The sequence below is a fragment of the Portibacter lacus genome (assembly GCF_021533215.1).
Classification (GTDB): Bacteria; Bacteroidota; Bacteroidia; order Chitinophagales; family Saprospiraceae; genus Portibacter; species Portibacter lacus.
The window spans coordinates 22901-39729 of the sequence record NZ_JAJNKA010000001.1; the positions used below are offsets into that span (position 1 = coordinate 22901).

12 protein-coding genes are annotated in these 16829 nt (G+C 36.3%); 4 read left to right on the forward strand and 8 right to left on the reverse strand.

Annotation, left to right across the window (positions count from 1 at the left end; genetic code table 11):
* Positions 1–25: 25 nt before the first annotated feature.
* Positions 26–637: a response regulator transcription factor gene (locus L2586_RS00065; RefSeq protein ID WP_235290710.1), complete on the forward strand. Its 612-nt coding sequence runs from the start codon at positions 26–28 to the stop codon at positions 635–637.
* A 320-nt stretch (positions 638–957) separates the two neighbouring features.
* On the opposite strand, the gene ppgK is transcribed toward L2586_RS00065, so the two are convergent.
* The 7 genes from ppgK to L2586_RS00100 are packed head-to-tail and all read right to left on the reverse strand — an operon-like array spanning position 958 to position 9973.
* On the reverse strand, positions 958–1701 hold the full coding sequence (ppgK, locus tag L2586_RS00070) for a polyphosphate--glucose phosphotransferase (RefSeq protein WP_235290711.1): 744 nt from the start codon (positions 1699–1701) through the stop codon (positions 958–960).
* Between the two features lie 6 nt (positions 1702–1707).
* Positions 1708–2589, reverse strand: coding sequence for a peptidylprolyl isomerase (locus L2586_RS00075; RefSeq protein ID WP_235290712.1), 882 nt, complete (start codon positions 2587–2589; stop codon positions 1708–1710).
* The gene (locus L2586_RS00080) at positions 2582–3466 is read right to left on the reverse strand and encodes a peptidylprolyl isomerase (RefSeq protein ID WP_235290713.1); all 885 of its coding nucleotides are present in this window, start codon (positions 3464–3466) and stop codon (positions 2582–2584) included. Before L2586_RS00080 ends, L2586_RS00075 begins: the two co-directional genes overlap by 8 nt.
* Positions 3467–3850 (reverse strand): hypothetical protein, encoded by a 384-nt coding sequence (locus L2586_RS00085; protein WP_235290714.1) that lies wholly within the window; start codon positions 3848–3850, stop codon positions 3467–3469.
* A 34-nt stretch (positions 3851–3884) separates the two neighbouring features.
* Entirely contained in the window at positions 3885–5102 is a 1218-nt protein-coding gene (locus L2586_RS00090) for an FtsX-like permease family protein (protein ID WP_235290715.1), read from the reverse strand.
* Between the two features lie 3 nt (positions 5103–5105).
* The gene (locus L2586_RS00095; RefSeq protein WP_235290716.1) at positions 5106–8030 is read right to left on the reverse strand and encodes a glycoside hydrolase family 3 N-terminal domain-containing protein; all 2925 of its coding nucleotides are present in this window, start codon (positions 8028–8030) and stop codon (positions 5106–5108) included.
* A 53-nt stretch (positions 8031–8083) separates the two neighbouring features.
* Complete coding sequence (locus tag L2586_RS00100) at positions 8084–9973, reverse strand: tetratricopeptide repeat protein (protein ID WP_235290717.1); 1890 nt, start codon at positions 9971–9973, stop codon at positions 8084–8086.
* Positions 9974–10289: 316 nt separating this feature from the next.
* Here L2586_RS00100 and L2586_RS00105 point away from each other — a divergent pair, with 316 nt between their 5' ends.
* Genes L2586_RS00105 through L2586_RS24595 form a run of 3 tightly spaced genes read left to right on the forward strand, consistent with a single transcriptional unit; the run spans position 10290 to position 14639 of the window.
* Complete coding sequence (locus tag L2586_RS00105; RefSeq protein WP_235290718.1) at positions 10290–11999, forward strand: amidohydrolase family protein; 1710 nt, start codon at positions 10290–10292, stop codon at positions 11997–11999.
* A gap of 12 nt (positions 12000–12011) precedes the next feature.
* Positions 12012–13352 carry an amidohydrolase gene (locus L2586_RS00110; RefSeq protein WP_235290719.1) on the forward strand — a complete coding sequence of 447 codons (1341 nt, stop codon included), beginning with the start codon at positions 12012–12014 and terminating at the stop codon, positions 13350–13352.
* Between the two features lie 6 nt (positions 13353–13358).
* The gene (locus L2586_RS24595; RefSeq protein ID WP_284283767.1) at positions 13359–14639 is read left to right on the forward strand and encodes an amidohydrolase family protein; all 1281 of its coding nucleotides are present in this window, start codon (positions 13359–13361) and stop codon (positions 14637–14639) included.
* A gap of 139 nt (positions 14640–14778) precedes the next feature.
* Here the strand turns inward: L2586_RS24595 and L2586_RS00125 are convergent, their stop codons facing one another.
* Positions 14779–16611, reverse strand: coding sequence for a MutS-related protein (locus L2586_RS00125; protein WP_235290720.1), 1833 nt, complete (start codon positions 16609–16611; stop codon positions 14779–14781).
* Positions 16612–16829 lie beyond the last annotated feature (218 nt).

Genomic DNA, 16829 nt, shown 5'->3' on the forward strand with positions numbered 1-16829 from the left:
GAAAATTTAACATTGACCTAGATAAATGGAAGATAAAAAGAAGGTGGTGATCGTAGAAGATGAGGCTTTAATTTCTATGGATTTAGAAATGATATTAGAGTCAATGGACTTCAATGTTGTGGGGATTTCAGACAATGGGGATGAAGCATTAGATATCATTGCGAATCGTAATCCTGATCTAATCTTATTAGATATCAATATAAGAGGTCATCTAGATGGAATAGAGCTAGCTGAAGTCATCAGAACTAAAACCAAGAAGCCTTTCATCTATATTACGTCATATGCAGATAAAGCCACGTTAGATCGAGCGAAGCATACCTTCCCATATGGATATATATTAAAGCCATTTAGTGAAGTTGAATTAAAGGCGACGATTGAAATTGCCATGTTTAGATTTGAAAATGAAAAAGGAAAAGGTGCACCTGAATTAAAAGATATCAATAATAAAATTCACGCTGAATTAACGGATAAGGAATATGAAGTCTTATTAGATATTTTTAGTGGCTTAGCGAATCAGCAAATTGCATCTAAGCAATTCATTTCTATCAATACGGTGAAAACCCATGTCAAAAATTTATACGGAAAAATAGAGGTGCATACGAGGGCAGAATTGGTTAAGTGGATTAGTGAGATATAGTAATTTAATTCATTTTTTGCGATACTAGTAATTAGCAATATACAACCTGCTCTATAATTCAGGAGATGATTCTATGCATATAGAGGTGAATGAAGTATTAATTCTAATGCCTAAAAGCTGACATTTTTATTAGAGAATGAGGTGGGTGTATTCTATTATGTAAGGTTCATATAAGTATAAAACTTTAGATAAGTGAATTACAACTAATTGCAATTGTAATGTATCGAGTTTTATATTCGGTCCAAAATAAAGAGAAAGTCAGATAAAAAATGGCCTTCTCTTTTTTTATGATTGATGGGATATATTGATTTAGAAAACGATTAGTTCATACGCTGTGCCATTGCAGCACCGATAATTCCTGCTTCATTTTTCATTTCAGCAGCAATAACTTTAGCTCTAACTTTACTTAGATATTTCTCGTATTTATTAAATTTCTTACTGATTCCACCACCCAGAATAAAAAGGTCAGGAGAAAATAAGTGTTCGATATACAATAAAACATTTTCCAGTTCTCCGCCCCATTCTGAATACTTCAGGCCTTTGTTTTCTCGGGCGCTATTTGCTGCGTAATGTTCCGTAATGCTCTTTTTGTACTTAAGATGCCCAAGTTCCGTGTTAGGAATTAATTTGCCATCTCGAAAGATCGCAGAACCGATTCCAGTACCTAGTGTAAGTAAAATCACAGTACCTTTTACATCTTTCGCTGCACCGTGGTAGCGTTCAGATATTCCAGCGGCATCTGCGTCATTTATAAGAGAGAGATTAGCCTTTAATTCTTTTTTAAAAAATTTTTCAGCTTCGAAATCCATCCATTTTCTGTCAATGTTTGCAGCACTTAAAGTTCTGCCATTACTGATAATACTAGGAAAACCAATTCCAATGTCTTTGCCTTCCCAATCGAAATGTTCGATTATTTTTTTAATGACTTTAACAATGTTTTCAGGAGTAGAGTGATTCGGTGTCGCAATTTTACAGCGTTCTCCTACTAAAGTTCCCTTTTTTATATTAACGAGGTTTCCTTTAATTCCTGTCGCACCTACATCTATTCCTAAAACTATATCCATTCTTTCTTATTTAATAACTGTTAATTTCATCTTGATATCCTCAACGGGACGATCACCGGGTTTTGTTTCTGATTCTGCAATTTTATCTATCACGTCTAATCCTTCTATAACCATTCCAAAAACGGTATAATCCGCGTCTAAGTAAGGATATCCACCCTTTTCTTTATATAATGACCTCTGTTCTTCGGAATATGTGATCCCTTTTCTGTATTCTATTTGATCTAAAGTCGCATCAGTAACTTTATTTCCGTGCACTATGTAGAATTGTGAACCAGAAGACTTCCTTTCTGGATTAGCTCCATCTGGCTGTCTAGCAGCTGCTAGCGCTCCTTTTATGTGAACGTTTTCTTCTCGAAACTCTCCATTGATTTGGTAGCCTGGACCGCCTGATCCAAGTCTTACATCTGAACCTGCATTTCTTGAGTTAGGATCTCCTCCTTGAATCATGAAACCTTCTATTACTCTATGGAATAATAAGCTATCATAGAAACCCTTATTAACTAACTCTGTGAAATTATCCCTGTGACCAGGTGTGTTTTCATATAGTTCGATGAGCATATTACCATACTTGGTTTCTAACTGGACGAGACATATTTCTGGAGCATTCACGATTATTGTTTTTTTAGTGACATTCTTCTTTTTACCTTTCATTGCGGTTAAGGCAACATCGTATTTTCCAGATAACAAGTATTTGTAATCTGGATTTTCTTCTGAAGAAGTGTTACCATCACCGAAATCCCATGAATAAGTTTCCGCATTTTCTGATTCGTTAGTGAACGACAACTTAGCAGGTGCGGTATCATCTTGATCTGTAATCGTATATCGAGCAATCGGCCTAGAGCATGATGCTATGGACAGCGCTAAGGCGAATAATAGAAATTTATTCATTGACAATCGATATTTTCATTTTCAAATCTTCTAATGGTCTATTGGCAGAGTCAACTTGCACTTTCGATATTTCATCTATGACTTCAAGTCCTTCTATAACCTGACCGAATACGGTGTAGAGGTTGTCTAAAAATGGAGTTCCACCTAGCTCTGCATATTTTTTCTTATGATATTCATTGAAAGTCAGTCCGTATTGGCTTCCTACATTAGCTAACTCTATGCTAGAATATGGTTTTCCTTCTACGATATAGAATTGAGACCCAGAAGATTCTTTATTAGGATTTATTCCATCAGGTTTTCTCGCTGCTGCCAAAGCTCCTTTATAGTGCAATTCTCTAATCTCGTTCTTTAATGTATAACCAGGATCACCTAATCCTAACTGTTGGCCAGGAGCTGCATTTCTTGAATCTGGATCACCACCTTGAATCATGAAATTATCCATTACTCTATGGAAAAGAAGGCCATCATAGAATCCTTCATTGACTAATTTTATAAAGTTATCTCTATGAGCAGGAGTTGTATTAGACAATTCCGCAATCATAGTTCCCATCGGAGTTTCGATTTTAACCTTTTGTCTAGGAGGTTCTGGAATTTCAATATACTGTGTATCTCTAGCGCTTTCAGTCCCTTTTCTTGCCTCTAGAATAACCATAACCTGACCAAATGCTTTAAAGGTATGAATAGGATGATCTACGGTACTCGTTTCTCCATCACCAAAATACCAGACATAAGAGTCTCCATTGGCAGAGGTGTTAGTAAAGCTAATCTCTGTTGGATTCTCTGGTCCATTCGCATACCCAGCTACAAAACTTGGTTGAGGTTTAGTACAAGAAAAAAGTACTATAACCAATACCACTAAATATAAAATCTTATTCATTTATGTTTCTAATTTTTCTAAATCAAATCCACCATTCTCCAGATTTAATTCTTTGAAGTAGTCGATGATGCACTCTTTTAATAATATTTCCTGGTTCTCGACACCATCTTTATCAATTCCTATACGTTGCTGATAATGTGGCCATGCATCTTCATCTCTACCGATAAATTCATAGATACCTTTTCTTGATAGCAATGAACAGACAGCTATATGTAATATATCTACCTTTTCTTCTTTAGTGAACTCAGTCTGGACTTTTCCCAATTCTTGTACACCAATCAAAAATAATATGCTTTGCAAATCTGGCAGAATAGGCTTGTTAAAAGCATTCTTTACGATATGCCTTACCTTTAGCCACTCAAAATCTAGTTCCCAAATTTCCATAATTTTTTCAAAATTGTGTGCAAATATAACACAGCTATTCCTCTCTCACAAATGACTTGATAGATTTAGCCCTAATTGAAGCAGGAATAGATGCCATAAAACCAATAATTAATACCGTCAATATGACAATTATGGTATCATTTAACCTCATTTCTATTGGATAAGCATCTATTATAAATCCTTCTGGAATACTAATGATCCCAAAATTAATCTGCAAAAGATAAAAAATAAATGACATACTTAAGCCTATTATAATGCCGAATGCACAAATTAATAAGCCCTCTAACATGAATAACCATTGGATATTTGCAGATGTAAAGCCCATAGAACGTAGAATAGAGATATCTTTTCGCTTATCTAAGACGATCATCCATAAACAGCCTACAAGGTTAAATGCTATTAATATAAATGCAAATCCAGCTAATGAGTAACTCACCCATTTCTCAATATTCATTAACTTTAGAAAAGCCTCATCTTGTTCAAATCTGTTTTTAATCACAAAACGTTCAGACATTAATTTATCAATCTCTGATCTCACATTAGATTCTTTAACCAATGGGTCTAATTTGATTTCATACGCTCCGATGGTTCCTTCTTCTTCTCTTAACTTTTGTACGAATTCTAGATTTGTAATGATATTCTCATAATCTTGCTCTGTCTGAACTGAAAAAGTAGCAGCAGGATACATGACCAGTGAATTATAATTCTTCGCAAATGGACTGGAAGTTTTTAGCCTTGGGATATGAACCATGATAGGTGTATATCCATCATCAACGTCAATACCTAATTTACTAGCAATCCCTACACCCGCAACGCCATAGCTCTTGTCGTCAGATTCTAGTACAAAAGCACCTCTTCTAAGTGTAGAATCGATATCAGTTACCTTACTGAAATTTTGGTCTACTCCTTTAATAATGCCTACTTCTTGCGGATCGTCATATTGAAAAAGGACAATTTCTTCTATTGTCTTAGAAATCAGCTCAACACCTTCGATGGCCATTAACTGATTATACAATTCGGGGTCGTCGTCGAAAGCCTTACCCGTTTTCGGGGTAATGATTAAATCGGGATTGTAAGAGTTGAAAAGACCAGATATCAGACCTTCGAAACCATTAAACACGGAAAGAATCAAGATTAAAGCTGCAGTTCCAATGGCAACTCCAGATACCGAAATCCAACTAATGATGTTGATCGCATTGGTCGATTTCTTTCCGAAGAGATACCTGCGAGCGATATCTAGTGATAGCTTCATGAATTAATTATTAATATCCTCCTTATCGGGAACGCCCATCGCATTGTACACTAACGTATGTATTCGTTCTCTGTAATTACCACGAATATACTTTTTATTATTCATAGAAGGATAAGTCCGATTCGCTAGCATTACAAATACTAAGTTGTAATCAGGATCTACATATGCAAATGTACCTGTGAATCCAGTGTGTCCGTAGGTTCGGCTTGAAGTTTTCTCTGAAACATTCAGGTTAGCACTTGCGCTAAGATCTCGCATATCGAAACCGATTGCTCGTCGAGATGACCGAGGATATCTGGTTGTAAATAATTTAATGGTTTCTGGCTTAAGGAACTGGGTGTCTCCGTAATATCCTCCATTTAGAAGCATTTGCATAATAACACCTAATTCATATGCATTGGAAAATAAACCAGCATGTCCTGAAACGCCTCCGAGCATTGCGCTTCCCATATCATGGACGTGACCTTGAACTTTCTGAATTCGAAAATAGGTATCATTTTCTGTTGGCACGATCTCGTCTTTAGGAAACTTACTTAATGGATTAAACAAGGTTCTTTCTAAACCTAATGGCTTATAGAATTCATCTTCTAGATATTTGTCAAATGGTTTTTTCGCAGTATTCGCAACTGCTTGTGATAAGAGATAGAACCCAAGATCACTATATCTATAGTTCGTATTACTTCGCATTTTAGAAACATAAATCTGTGTCCATATTGAATCTACAAAGTCATCACGAATAAATAATCGGTCTGCAACAGCTAAGTGGTGATCGTTATCCTTGTCAGATCGATAGTACTGAGAAAGCGGCTTTGGATATCGATCTTTAGAAACCGTTTGTTTGTAGAATGGAATCCATCCAGCAAGTCCTGCATGATGAGCCATGATATCTACAATTTTCAGATCTTTTTTATCCGTTGTGTCTAGTTGAGTGATATACTTGCTAAGCTTACTACCGACATTCATCTGACCTGATTCATTCATCTTCATAACGGCTATCGTTGTTGCCGCAATTTTAGTAATAGATGCTAGATCATATAAATCCGTGTTTTTTACTTTCATTTTTTGTTCATAGGTATGATAGCCGAAAGATTTATTATAGACTACCTTTCCATCTTTTGCGATAAAAATCTGACAACCTGGGGCCGCCTTTTCAGCGATCATTTCTTTAACAATTTTTTCAATTCGTTTAAGCGTATCACTTGAAATGCCCACTTTTTCAGGAATAGAATATCCAAGACTCAGCGAAGCTCTTTTTTCTACACCATCTCTAAATTTAAATGACTTTCCAGCTGAAACGGGCAATTTCCCGCTAATGTGCATACCTCCCAATATGGCTTTAGCACTCGCGACTTGAGTCATTTTGTCATCCGTATAAGAGACCATGACCGTTTTAAAATTGTCAAAGAATTTCAGCGCATAAGGACTTCCAAACAAGTTGATAACCGTTTTGGATTCTTTACTTACAGCATTGATTAATTTAACGGCATTGATGTGCAATCCGAATTTCTTACTTGCATATTTATTCATGTCGAAAACACCGATCACTACATAGTCATAATCCTTCAGCATATTCGCCATCTGGGCAATCTTAGCTTCTGGGAAATTAGCAGGTAGGTTAAATGCATCAACTTTATTGAACTCAGATAGTGTTTTCTGGAAAGTTGTCGTAGAATTAGATCCGATACTTAAGCTTGCAACCTTAGTTCCTGGTTTTATATTGATCGGAAGAATATTATCTTTATCTCTAGCTAGTGTAATCGAGTGCTCTATTAACTTTCTTTTCAGCGCAATACCTCCGCTATTGTTAATGTCTTTGTCTAAGTTATTCATTACCACTCTTGGACTGATAGACAACCCATGATTGTACTTTGCAACCAATATTCTTTTTACACTTTGATCTAATCTAATAGTTGTAATCTTTCCTTCAGCTACATAATCCTTTAGTGTTTTAACGGCCTTAGGAAGGTCTGGCGGCAGAAGCAAGATGTCATTTCCAGCAAGAATTGCTTTCGCTTCCATTTCCCCAGGAGGAAAGTTTTTCCGAACTCCTTGCATTTCTAGTCCATCAGTAAAGATTAGTCCTTGGAAATTAAAGCTATCTCTTAGTAATCCTGTTGTCGTTTTATAAGATAGTGAAGATGGCATGTTTGGTGCCGCATCTAATGTAGGTACATGAAGATGTGCAACCATTACACTTTCTATTCCTTCTTTAATAAGAACCTTGAAGGGCATCATTTCGATACTATCTAATCGGTTATAATCATGGGGTATAATTGGTAAGTCATGATGAGAATCGGTATTGGTATCTCCGTGTCCTGGAAAGTGTTTAGCGCAAGCCATTAATCCATTATCTTGCATACCTTTCATGTAGGCATATGATTTAGAAGCAACATTCTCTGGATTTTCTCCAAACGAGCGATCATTAATTACTGGATTTTCAGGGTTGTTGTTCACATCAGCCACCGGAGCAAAATTGACATGAATCCCTATTCTTTTAAATTCATTAGCTACTTCTGCACCTAATTCATAGATCAAACTATTATCTTGAATCGCTCCCAGCGCTAGTTGCTTAGGATAGCTGATGCTTGATTTCGGAAACCTCATTCCTAATCCCCATTCTCCATCGATAGCGATTAGTAAAGGAATATTAGCTATTTTCTGATAGTTATTAGTAAGTTCAGCTTGTTTCGTTGGTGTACCTTGAAAAAAACAAAGTCCTCCTACTTTGTAATTTTTAATGTAATTTTCAACCTGCGCAACATGGTCTGGACCTAAGTCTGAATGTGCTCGAATCATGAAAAGTTGACCTATTTTTTCATCTAAGGTCATGGTTTCCATTGTCTCCATTGCCCACCTTTCAGCAGGTGTAATCTGAGCAAGCAGATTTGAGGTTAGTAAAATGAGTAAAAAAGTAATCGTTTTTGGCATATTAGTTAAAAGTCTTTAATTTTCTGATGTTGTAATCAAACAATCAGTTAGTGTTATCTATTACCTAGGCTCTGAGCTTTTCTTGCTGCAATAGCAGCTTCTTCAGTATTCCCGGTTAATTCATAGGCTTTCGCTAAGTTAACGAAGATGTCAGCATTATTAGGTTGTAGTTCTGCACATTTTTTAAAATATTTTAAAGCATTTTGATGATTTCCCATGATTCCATAACAAGTTCCTAGTAATCTATTGGTCTCGTAATCGTTTGGTTGGAGTTGTAATGCTTGTTCTAAATATTGGGCAGAAGTCGAAAGATCATTCTTCTTTTCACCGTAGTATCTTCCAGCAGATCGAAGCGCTAAGAACTTATTAGATATTGCTTCAGTATATTGCGGATCTACAGCGAGGCTGGTATTATACATTTGTAATGCTTCTTCATATTTGTCTTGATAGAAGTATAAGTTTCCTTTAAGCAAGTAGGCGTTCACATAGTTGGGGTGGGCGGCAATCGCATTTGCTAAGTGGGTATGTCCTTTGTTGATTAATGCATCTCTTTCAGGACTTTCTGGTAAGTTTTTCACATAATCTCCTATCACTCCACCTGCCGCATTATTTACTTTTGCACTATTTTTTGAGGTCAATGCATCTGTGGTGAATAGCGTGTAATTATCCTTCCAGACGAGGTTCCTTTTTACCGTCATTATAGAATACACTGCTACAAGTACAGCGAGGGCTAAAAATCCAATTTTGGGTTTGCTTTTAAAAAGGAGTAAGGATACAAGCCCTGCAAATGCAAAGGAAGGCATAAAGATAAACCGTTCGGACATGTGTGTGCCAATCGGGAATACGATATTAGAAACTATACTAATCGTGATTAAATAATAGGCTGTAAAAAAGGCCCAAGTTTTCTTCTTTAGAATACCATAAATGCTAGCAATAAATAATCCAATATAACTGATTAGTCCAGCTAGTGCCATCGGGTTGCTGAACGTTTTTAAACTAATGTGATTAGGATAGTAATCATGTGTCAGTGGCCATGGAAATACCATTAAAGAAATATATTTCCATAAGGTGTAGCAGATTGTAGAAAACTTTTCAATACTTGTAAATGGCGTATACTGACCATTTACAATTTTGAGATAGGGGTTATTCATGAATTCTCCTGAAGGCACAGCTCCTAAGTCTAGACCTATGACAGAAGTTCTGATGATCATGAAAATTATCGCAGAAACTAGAAACGGAAGCACGGCTTGGATTGGCTTTTTGTAAAATACATATGCAATTAAAGGAGCGACTGCCACGAATGTAATTGCATTTTCTTTCGAAAGTAACCCCACAAAAAAGACGAGGCCACTGAATAGGTAATCTTTAAAAGTTAGGTTTTGAAACTGTTTTCGAGCCAATATGTAGACTGCAGAAATGCTTCCGAGCATGGCCATGATTTCATCTCGACCCTTAATATTAGCGACTGCTTCCGTGTGGATCGGATGCGCTAAGAAAATAGCAGCGAGTCCTAATGCGAGATATTGAGCGGTTTCTTTTTGGAATTTTTGTTGGAAAAGTAGTTGAGCAGTAAGGAATATGAGAATACTTAGAAAAGCGTAAAGTAGTATATTAATCAAATGGTGAATGAAAGGGCTGGTGCCGAAAATGGCTCTTTCTATCGCAAACATTCCAAGAGTGAAGGGTCGGTAACGTCCACCAGATACAAGCTTGTCTTTTCCTGATTCTCCAAAAAAACCATGAAAAGTATCTTTGGTAAATATATCTGCTAAACCACCAAAGCCTTTCTGGGTGAACTCATTATCTGTAATAACGATGGCATCGTCCAGTGCAAAATCATGACCTAAAGTATTCGCATATAAGATAAAACCTAATATGCCAAGACCAATAATGATCCACTTGTCTGTAAGAAGGAAGCTTTTATTTTTTGCTTTTTTTGCCAATGTGTTCAAATTAGCTCACAAATTATGAATTTTTATAATATGTTACGTCCTTTTAAGCAGTTCTTTGCTTATTTTTTTACCAAGCAATGTGCTATTTCGCTCGTTTTATCTATATGATCAGCAAAATGAGATGGTAACAATATAGATAGAACATGAAAACATCCTTTTGTTCGTAGCAAAAATCGAATGCGCTTATGAAGTATTTATCGACGTCTTAGAATTGTTAAAGCAAAAATGAAAATAACAAATTATAAGTTTTCCTATTTAAGTTGAAATAAAATTTACTTACCTTCCTACTTCATAAAATACCAACCAAATGAAGTACAAGTTTTGGGTTTTTATAGCCCTCATGTTTTCTACATTTTCGATTGGAGCGCAAGATGTAGACATTAAACTCTCTAGCACTTATGCTATCCAGAATGCTCATATCATTCAGAAGCCAGGCAAATCAATCGAAAAAGGGACATTAATTATTAAAGATGGAGTCATCATAGATGTAGGAACTAATGTTTCTATTCCTGCAGATGCCATTCTTGTTAAAGGTGATTCCATGTACGTTTATCCAGGATTTATTGACGCTTATAATAACATTGGCGAAAAAAAGAAAGAGGAGAAGAAAAACGAAGAAAAAATTGAAAATCCAGGTAATCCACCAAATGACAGAGCCGGAATTACACCAGAAAGAAGCCTATCTGAAGTGTTCGACGGCGGAGATAAGTCCATTGCAGAATGGAGAGAAGCAGGTTTTACAGCCAGTCTGAGTGCACCAAGTGACGGGATGTTACCAGGGAAGGCTTCCATTATCATTCACTCAGGTCACGATGCAAGTTCATCGATACTGAAAGAAAACATGGGAACCATCGGGACATTCCAAAGTGCTAACCGAATTTATCCAGCCACGATTATTGGCGTTATGGCGAAGTATCGCGATTTGTTTAGGCAGACAAGCTATGCGATGAAGCATGAATCGGCGTATAAAGCAAATCCTATAGGAATGGCAAGACCAGCTTATAATAAAAGCTTGATGGCGTTAATTCCAGTAGTTGATAAGTCTCAATACCTATATATGGAAGCGGAGAAATTAAAAGATATTTCTCACGCACTTACATTACAGAAAGATCTAGGCTTTAATATTGCACTTGTTAATGTAAAACAAGGAGGTCAGTATATCGACGTTATTAAAAGCCAAAAAATGCCGCTTGTTCTCAGTTTGGACATTCCAGAATCAAAGGATAAGAAAGACAAGGAAAAAGATGGTGACAAAAAAGAGAAAGGAGAGAAAGAGAAGGATAAGAAAGATGAAGACAAAGAGAAAAAAGAGTTAGATCCTGAAGTGGAAGCCATGAAGGTGAGAAGAGATAAAGCGATTATGGAATACCAATCGCAAGCTGCTCTTTTTGCTAAGAATGGAATCGAATTCGGTTTTTCAGGGAAAGACATCAAAGGAAAAGACGTAAAGAAAAACGTTAAAATCATGATGGAGCAGGGAATCACAGAAGATCAGATTTTGACTTCACTAACATTGACTCCTGCTAAAATGCTAGGCGTTTCGAATGTGCTGGGAAGTCTAGAAAAAGGTAAAATCGCTAATCTGTTTATTGCAACAGCACCTTATTTCGATGAAGATTCTAAGATCAAGTATGTCTTCGTAGAAGGGGAGCAATTCGAATATGAAGTGAAGAAAAAGAAGGCGAAGCAAGAAGGGAAAGAAGGCACGATTACAGGTCTTTATGCTTGTACAATCGATGTTCCTGGTGATCAAAGAAACATTACGATAAGTATAGCGAAGTCGGATGATAGTTATACTTTAATTATTGAGAATGAAGGTGATGAAAAAGAAATTGATGATTTTACTATTGATGGAAATAGAGTATCCTTCCCGATGGAGATTAATGAAGATGGGTTCACAATGAAATTAAAATATGATTTCACTATTGATGCCGGAGAAATAGATGGAAGTGTTATAGCCGGTGAATTTGGCTCGTTTCCTTTAAAAGGTGAAAGAACAGGAGATCCTAAACTTTAAAACGAAAGAAAAATGAAATACATAATATATACCATATTAATGTTTTGCTGTTTTGGTGCTTTTGCTCAAGAAACAGGAAATGTATTAATCAAAAATGCAACTGTAATTACAGTTACTAAAGGCACACTTGAAAATGCAGATGTGCTTATTACAAATGGTAAAATTGCTAAAATAGGAAAGGGGATTTCCGCTGGAAGCGATACCAAGACAATAGATGCTACAGGCCAATTTGTTATGCCTGGTATTATCGATGCGCATTCACACATAGCATTGGATGCTGTTAATGAAGCAACTGATCCAAGTACTGCACATGTGTGGGTAGGAGATGCACTCGATCCGTTCGATGTATCTATTTATAGAGCTTTAGCAGGAGGTGTAACAACTTCTCATGCAATGCACGGTTCGGCTAACGCTATCGGTGGCCAATGTGAAACTATTAAACACCGATATGGTGTGATGGATCCTAATGAACTAAGAATGGTTGGCGCTCCTCGTACGATTAAGTTTGCACTCGGAGAAAACCCAATGAGAGTTCATGGTGAAGGAAGAGGAATTGTTCCAAGAACTAGAATGGGTGTTGAACAAGTATTTAGACGTTCATTCTCAGAAGCTAAAGAATACATGGAAGAATGGGATGATTATAATTCAGGAAAAACGAAAGTGCCTCCAGTTTATGATTTGAAAAAGGAAACTGTTGCAGATATTCTTAAAGGTGATATCATTATTCACTGCCACTCTTATAGAGCGGATGAAATTTTGATGTTGATGAATGTTTGTAAAGACTTCGGCATAACTAAGTTATGTTTTCAGCATGTCAATGAAGGATTTAAGGTAGCTCCTGAACTAGCGGCTTTCGGAGCAGGCGCTTCGGTTTTTGCTGACTGGTGGGCTTATAAATTCGAAGTTTATTATTCTACTGCTTTTAATGCAGCGATTTTGCTAAGAAATGGTGTGGTAGCATCGATCAACTCTGATTCAGGAGAACTGATTAGACACTTGTATCACGAAGCAGCGAAGACGCAGCGATATGGTGGACTAACTGATGAGGAAGCACTTTCTTTAATCACGATTAATCCTGCTAAGCAATTAGGGATCGATGATAGAGTAGGCTCATTAGAGGTTGGAAAGGAAGGCGATGTCGCGATTTTTAGCAAACATCCACTTTCTGTTTATGCAATTCCTCAGTATACCATTGTAGATGGTGTTGTTCGATTTGATATCAACAATGATCCTGCAGATATGAGAATTGACATTAACCCAGAAGATGAAGTTTCAACTTTTTTCGAAAACACGAAGCATCATGATCATGACAATTGTATGAGAGATGCAATGGAATTATTCACAGAGAAATAAAATAAAATGAAAATTATAAATATAGCATTTGCATTTTTCTGTTTGATCAGTCTAAATGCACAACAAATTGCCAAGTCAACATACGGTACCTTTTTATTAAAAGGTGCAACCGTTCATACCATCACGAAAGGAGATATTCAAGCAGATGTTCTTATCCAAGACGGAATGATAAAAAGTGTTGCATCTGGAATCACAGCTCCAGCTAATGCAGAAGTAATCGATGTTTCAGGAAAACATATATATCCTGGAATGATAGATGCTGGGACAACTTTAGGATTAGTGGAAGTTAGTTCTATTTCGTTAACTAATGATAACAATGAAATTGGTGATTTAACACCTCACGTGGAAGCATTAACAGCGATTAATCCAAGTTCAGTTCTTATCCCTGTCACTAGAGTAAGTGGTGTGACAACTGTCATTGCAAAGCCGGCAGGTGGATTATTTGCTGGGACAGCTTCTTTAATAAGCTTAGTAGGTTATACGCCAGATCAGATGTACGCAGGTTTCAAAGGTGTGGTTCTGAATTTCCCTTCATCTGGAAAGAGAGGAAGAAGAGATAGGAGATCTGATGAAGATATCAAGAAAGACACTGAGAAAGCAATTAAGAATCTGGATAAAATATGGACACAAGCGGAAGCGTATGCTGCGATGAACAAGGATAAATCTATTGCTGATTATAATCCAGAAATGGAAGCATTGAAATTAGTTGTGAATGGTGAGCGTATGTTAATGGTAGAAGTCAATAAGAAAGACGACATCTTAACGGCAATCAAGTGGTTAAAAGGTAAGGATATCAAAGCCGTTTTGACAGGTGTTACAGAAGGATATAAAATAGCAAAAGAAATTGCAGATTCTGGACTTCCAGTTATTACAGGTCCGATGTTAGCAGTTCCAGCAAGAGCTGAAGCAGCATATGATGCAAGTTATACCAATCCAAGTATTATGCTCAAGGCCGGAGTTAAAGTAGCAATACGTTCCGATGATACGGAAAATGTAAGAAACTTACCGTTCAATGCAGGATTTGCTGCAGCTTATGGCATGGGTGTAGAAGAAGCATTAAAAGCGGTAACCATTGTTCCCGCTGAGATCTTTGGTGTTGCTGATAAATACGGAAGCATAGAAGAAGGAAAAATGGCTAGTCTCTTTGTTTCTGACGGTGATCCATTCGAAACGAAAACTCAAATATTGAATTTGTTTATCAACGGATGGAACGTTCCGATCGAAAGTAGACATACTTTACTTTATGATGAGTTTATAGAAAGAAGCCCAGGATTAAATAAGAAGTAGGGATTACTTATTAAAATAAGAAAAGAATCTTCATAGTCTCCGTTTAGTGAGGCTATGGAGATTTTTTATTTAAGGTAGTTTTTCGCAATAGGTTCCTATCTTTCTCATTGATTTTGCGAAAAAATATTATTGAGATGAATTATTCCTCACCCATGTCTATTCCCAATTGGCTGAGTAGAAACGAAGCATTAAAGTTTTCGCAAATACCTTGTTTTACTTTATAGTCAAATACCAATTCTCCATCAGCATAGTCTATATCGAAGTAATAGTTAGCAATTCCTTCTGGAATCTCCAGACCAAGTTCTGCCAGTTTAATATCATGCGTTGCAATCATCGAATAAGTCTTTTCTGCAAGTAACCGTTTCGCAATTCCGATAGAGCCAATTAATTTGTCACGACTATTAGTACCTCTCAGCATTTCATCGATCAATATAAAACACTGTGCATCTGTTTTTAGAATATCAAGTATCATTTTGATCCGATTAAGCTCCGCTTTAAAAGTAGATACACTTTCTTCGAGAATGTCTTTTATTCTCATGTAACTGATTAATTTTACAATAGGAAAGCTTAGAGATTTAGCCGCCACTCTTGTGCCAGTATAGCCCAGAATCATGTTGATTCCCAGTGTTCTCAATAAAGTACTTTTTCCTGACATATTGGAACCAGTAACGATATTCAAATATTCACCCTTCTGAATGCTGAAATCATTTCCAACATTTTCTTCAGATGGAATTAGAGGGTGCTTGATGTCAATGGCGGCAAGACTGAAATATTCTTCCTCGATGGTTGGCATAGTGTAATGAGGATGATTGTAAGACCAGTTAGCTAGTCCACTAAAAGCCTCCATTTCTCCAACAAATTCGAAAAGTTCATTCAACTTTCCAGCATGCTCTTCTTTCCAGCCTACCAGTTTATACAAGACTCTGAAATCCCACAAAAACATTCCGTTCAGAATGATAGCAGGAATGAAGTTTAGCCGATAATCAAGTTGTTCTATAATTTGTTGCAGCTGTTTTAGTACTTTCGTAGAACTATCCTTTTCAGCGGATACTTTGAATTTTTCAACTTGCGTTTTTAGCAAAGGTGAAGTCCATTGCTCTGAAAAGATAGTATCTAATGCATCTCCATAACTTCTAAGCATAATACTTGCATTAGAAAGTCTGCCTTGAACATGAGTAGTTTCTTTTACTTTTCTAAAGGTCAATACCAAATTGAACATGAAAAATACAGATGCGAAGATATTCGCTATGTCTATATTGATAAAATAGAGAGTTGCAACGGCTAGCCAAATAATTGGCAATGCTTTTCTGTATAAGTTTAATACCTTCCCCTGTACAAAATTTAATTCCAATTGTAATTCGGCATCTATCTCTTTAGCAAAGTCACGTTTTTCTCCATTGACGAATTCGAAAAGGGTGTTCGCAAAATCTTGCCTCCAATCCAATTTTTGTTCTAGTTCAAGAATAGCACTTTGACGATCAGCTATTTCTTTTTTAGTTGGAAGTGTTAAGAATAGCTGACTTAGGTAGTGAATACCATTAAAAGTTTTTGCTCTATTGATTAAGCTATACATGCTATTAGCTCCGAAAATATCAAGATCATCGGTATACAAATGATGTGGTTGTTCAAATTTTTCGCCATCATAATATCCATTATCGAAGGTTTCTATGGTACTGATCTCATTCTCATTAATCCAGATGAGGTGTTCGGATTTTCGAACTAGCTTATCATATTTTTGCTGTCGGATTACGGCTTGAACAAAAAATATGATAGCAATGACTAGACCTATAATAACGGCATAAACATTTAGCTGAGCTAGGAAATACATTAGAGGTATAACCACTAAGAAAATAGCCAGACGTAAATAAGAATATTGAGAGCTGAGCTTTTTATTTTCAACTAAGGACTTCTTGAATTCTTCTATTCTGTCTTCATAGGTGGATATAATATGATCCTGTTCTCGGTACCTCATCGCGCAAATTTATGCTTTTAGCGTGCATTATCAAATAGATGGGTATTTATAAATAAGGTGTTTGTTTTTGCGCTAGGTTAAAGAGAAACTTTTAGTACAGCTACAAAGAGAAGAAGTAATATTTATTCATTTAATATCTTTAATGTAGCCGGCACATGGAAAAAAGATATTTTGATGTGTTAGATTTTTATCAAAAAAAAACTCACAGTTACATTCGT